This window comes from Arthrobacter sp. JCM 19049, assembly GCF_001310435.1.
Map to the genome: position 1 here is coordinate 1 of NZ_BAXF01000160.1, position 4,428 is coordinate 4,428.

1 protein-coding gene and 2 pseudogenes are annotated in these 4,428 nt (G+C 65.7%); 1 reads left to right on the forward strand and 2 read right to left on the reverse strand.

Going from position 1 to position 4,428, the window contains the following annotated elements; all coding sequences use genetic code 11:
* The first annotated feature begins 265 nt into the window (after positions 1 to 265).
* Positions 266 to 2,038, forward strand: a pseudogene (locus JCM19049_RS08525) (biotin carboxylase N-terminal domain-containing protein).
* A gap of 222 nt (positions 2,039 to 2,260) precedes the next feature.
* Here JCM19049_RS08525 and JCM19049_RS08530 read toward each other — a convergent pair.
* Both JCM19049_RS08530 and JCM19049_RS08535 read right to left on the reverse strand, forming a co-directional pair.
* A pseudogene (locus JCM19049_RS08530) lies at positions 2,261 to 3,647 on the reverse strand (MFS transporter).
* A gap of 262 nt (positions 3,648 to 3,909) precedes the next feature.
* On the reverse strand, positions 3,910 to 4,296 hold the full coding sequence (locus JCM19049_RS08535) for a GNAT family N-acetyltransferase (RefSeq protein ID WP_279402783.1): 387 nt from the start codon (positions 4,294 to 4,296) through the stop codon (positions 3,910 to 3,912).
* Positions 4,297 to 4,428 lie beyond the last annotated feature (132 nt).

The window sequence follows — 4,428 nt, forward strand, 5'->3', positions numbered from 1 at the left end:
CTGCCCGCCCGGGACCGCGGCCCAACCGTGGCGGTGTGCTGCGCCGCCGGTGCCGCTGGTCTGGCCACGCTAGGCACGCCCATTTTCATGCCGCAACCATTCTTCGCTGACTCCTAGAAACCGTCCCCACCGAACCGGCTTTGTAGGAACCCTCCAAAAATTTCGGAGGTTCACCCCGGGATAGGCGGGTTATTACATGTAGTTCCCACAAAACCGATAGGCTCCCCTAGGAAGACTTTAGAAATCTTGAAGACAAGGCCCACCAATGAACCCATTGACGAAGGTGTTGATCGCCAACCGTGGCGAGATTGCGGTGCGCATCATCCGTGCCGCCCGTGACGAGGGCATCGAGTCGGTTGCCGTGTACGCCGATTCGGACCGCGACGCCCTGCATGTCCGACTGGCCGACGAAGCCTACGCGCTGGGCGGGACCACGGCCGGCGACTCCTACCTTCGCATCGAGAAGATCCTGGATGTGGCCGAGCGCTCGGGCGCGGATGCCGTGCACCCGGGCTACGGGTTCCTGGCCGAGAACGCCGAGTTCGCCCAGGCCGTCATCGACGCCGGGCTGACCTGGATCGGGCCTCCCCCGGCCGCCATCGAACAGCTGGGTGACAAGGTGCAGGCCCGCCACATCGCCGAGAAGGTGGCGCCCCGCTGGTGCCGGGCACCAAGGACCCGGTCGCCTCGGCCGAGGAGGTCTATGCCTTCGCCGATGAGTTCGGGCTGCCGCTGGCCATCAAGGCCGCCTACGGTGGCGGCGGGCGCGGCATCAAGGTGGTGCGTGAGCGCGAAAGCATCGGCGAGCTCTACGACTCGGCGGTGCGTGAGGCGACCGCCGCGTTTGGCCGCGGCGAATGCTTCATCGAACGTTTCCTGGACGCCCCACGCCACGTGGAGACCAGTGCCTGGCCGACACCGAGGGCAACGTGGTGGTCGTCTCCACCCGCGACTGCTCGCTGCAGCGGCGCAACCAGAAGCTGGTTGAGGAGGCCCCGGCCCCGTTCTTGAGCGAGGAGCAGGTCCAGCGCCTGTACGATTCCTCCAAGGCGATCCTGAAGGAGGCCGGCTACGTGGGTGCCGGCACCTGCGAATTCCTGGTCGGCCAGGATGGGGTGATCTCCTTCCTGGAGGTCAACACCCGCCTGCAGGTTGAGCATCCGGTCTCCGAGGAAGTCACCGGCCTGGACCTGGTGCGCGAGCAGTTCCGCCTGGCCCGCGGCGAGCAGCTGGGCTATGGCGATCCCGAGATCCGCGGGCACTCCTTCGAGTTCCGGATCAACGGGGAAGACGCCGGACGCGGCTTCATCCCCACCCCCGGCACCATCACCTCCATGACCCTGCCGGCCGGTCCGGGTGTCCGCCTGGATTCGGGCATCGAGGCCGGGGAAAGCGTCTCGGGCAACTTCGACTCGATGATCTCCAAGCTGATTGTCACCGGTTCCACCCGTGAGGTTGCCGCCGCCCGTGCCCGCCGCGCCCTGGAGGAGTTCCAGATCGAGGGGATGGCCACGGTGCTGCCCTTCCACCGTGCGGTGATGAGCGACCCGGCGTTCGTGCCCGAAACCGGCGCGTTCTCGGTGCACACCCGCTGGATCGAGACCGAGTTCAACACCCCGATCGAGCCGTTCGCGGCCGGCGTGGTGGACGGCGAGGAAGCGGACGAACGCACCAGCGTGACCGTGGAGGTCGGGGGCAAGCGCCTGGAGGTGACCCTGCCGGCATCACTGGGCAGCGTCACCGATGGCGCCGCGGCCAAGAACGGCAAGAAGAAGCGCAAGGCACCCGCAAGGGCGGGGCCGCCGGGGCCGGGAACAGCACCGAGCTGCTCTCCCCGATGCAGGGAACCATCGTGAAGGTTGCGGTGAACGACGGGGACCCGGTGACCGCCGGGGACCTGATCGTGGTGTTGGAGGCCATGAAGATGGAGCAGCCGATCACCGCGCACCGCGACGGCGTGGTCAGCGGGCTGAAGGTCACCCCGGGTGAGACCCTTTCGGCCGGGGCCGTGATCGCCTCGATCAACGACTCCGAATAGCCTCGGGCTTTTGGGCGGCGGCCGGGTTGGTGCATGAGGCACGAACCGGCCGCCGCTTTGGTGCCGCCCGGATGTCGGGCGTCCCGAACCGGCGGTGGCCGCTCAGGCGGCCAGACATGGCAATGGTGCGGCGCAGCCCCGAGGTTGTCGGGGGTGCACCGCACCATTGTCTGTTTGAGCTGACCGGCTACACGGTTCCCGTCCGCTGGTCGCTGAGGGTGTTTAATCGACGTAGTTCTCGATGTCCACGTCGCGGGTGTCACGGGTCATCAGCAGCGCGATCAGGGTCGCGACCGCCGCAATGGCCAGGTAGACGCCCACCCCGACGGTGCTGCCCTCCCCGGCATTCCACAGGGCAATGGCCACAAACGAAGCCGGGGCGGCACCGATCACCGAGGACAGGTTGTAGGCGACTGCCGAACCGGTGTAGCGCACATTGGAGGGGAAGAGCTCGGGCAGGTAGGCCGCCATCGGCCCGAAGGTCAGGCCCATCAGGGTGAACCCGACGATCAGCCGGCCATGGCCGCACCCTTGCCCGGTCCGAAGAACAGGGTCCAGGCGGCACCGAAGACCAGGATGCCTACGGTGACGTAGATCAGGAACTTGCGGCGGCCGTACTTCTCAGCCAGCGGGCCGGAGGCGACGGTGAAGATGCCGAAGAAGACCACCCCGATGATCAGCATCGTCAGGAACTCGGGGCGGGCGATGCCCAGGCCCGGCACGAAGGAGGCCGGATCAAAGCTCTTGCCGGCGGCGTCGGCGGCGGCCTGCGCCTGCTCCGGGGTGGCGGCTGCGGTGCCGTAGGTAAGCGTGAAGGAGGTCATCAGGTAGAACAGCACGTAGGTGGCGAACATGATGAATGTTCCGGCCAGCACCGGACGCCAGTGCCGCTTCATGGTGACGCTGAACGGGGACTTGACCACCTTCTTCTGTTCCACGACCTTCATGAACGAGGTGGATTCAACCAGCTTCAGACGCACCCACAGGCCCACGATGACCATGACCAGGGAGAACCAGAACGGTACGCGCCAGCCCCAGGCCAAAAACGCCTCGGGACTCAGCCAGGTCTGCAATGCAACGAACATCAGGTTGGCGATGATGAAGCGACCGGAGCGCCCAGCTGCGGGAAGGTGCCGTACACGGCGCGCTTGTTCTTCGGGGCGTTTTCGGTGGCCAGCAGGGCTGCGCCGGACCATTCGCCACCCAGGGCCAGGCCTTGGGCAAAACGCAGCAGCACCAGCGCCAGCGGAGCCAGCACCACCCAGCCGCCCTGGGCCGGGGGCAGGAAGCCGATCAGGAAGGTGGCAATCCCCATGGTCATGAGCGAGGCGACCAGCGTGCCCTTGCGTCCCAGCTTGTCGCCGTAGTGCCCGAAGACAATTGAGCCCAGCGGACGGGCCAGGAAGGCCACACCGAAGATTGCGAACGAGGAGAGGATCGCGTTGATGGTGGTTGCGTTCGGGAAGAACAGGGCCGGGAAGACCAGGACGGACGCGGTAGCGTACGCGTAGAAGTCGAAGAACTCGATGGTGGTGCCGATCATCGAAGCAAAGAGCACGCGTCCGCGCGTGTTCTGTTTCGGGACCGCTACCTGGCTTGCCTGAGACATGGAGGCGTCTCCTTCAAAGGTGCGAAAAGTGAAAATGTATGAATCCAGCTTACTGCGCCAAGTCCACATAGCGGATTTTGTGTCCATTATTTGGACAATGTTTACGCTGGTGCTCTCAAATGCTGGTCGTGGCCGGATTCGAGCAACGTGCTACAGACAATAACCGCTAGATCCGCCACTGGGAAGAGGTAGGAAAGGAGCCACGGCCCGCGGCAGGCAGGGAAACGGGGCCGCAGAAGGCTCAGCGACGCATTGAGGCGGTTTAGCGCAGCGAGACAAAGCACTCCAATGGCGCCCCGGGATTCTCCGCAGCCCGGTGAAACCCCAGTGCGCGATAGAAGGAGGCCAGCGCCGGATCCGCGTCAGTGAGCAGAACCGTTTGGCGCACCCGCGCATAAGGCCGCAGCACCTCAAGGACCAGACGCCGTCCCAGACTGCGGCGCTGGTGATCCGGATGCACCAGCACATCTTGCAGATAGCAGATCGTTTGTCCGTCCCCGACCACGCGGGCCAGGCCGACCAACCGCGTTTGGTCCCACGCCGTCACGGTGTGCAGGCTCGCGGCAAGCGCCTGCAGCAGTATGTCCGGCTGATCGGTGTAGGCACCCCAGCCCACGGCGTCATAAAGCGCCACGACCTCATCGCGCACACTCCGCGGGTCATCCAGACTCTGCAGCCGATACACGGGCGCTCCACCACCTAAAACTTGCTTCCGAACCGACGCCTACCGGGCCTGGTTGTAGCCTACCCTCCGGGCCGGGCCCGCCTGGCCGCGGCGGCA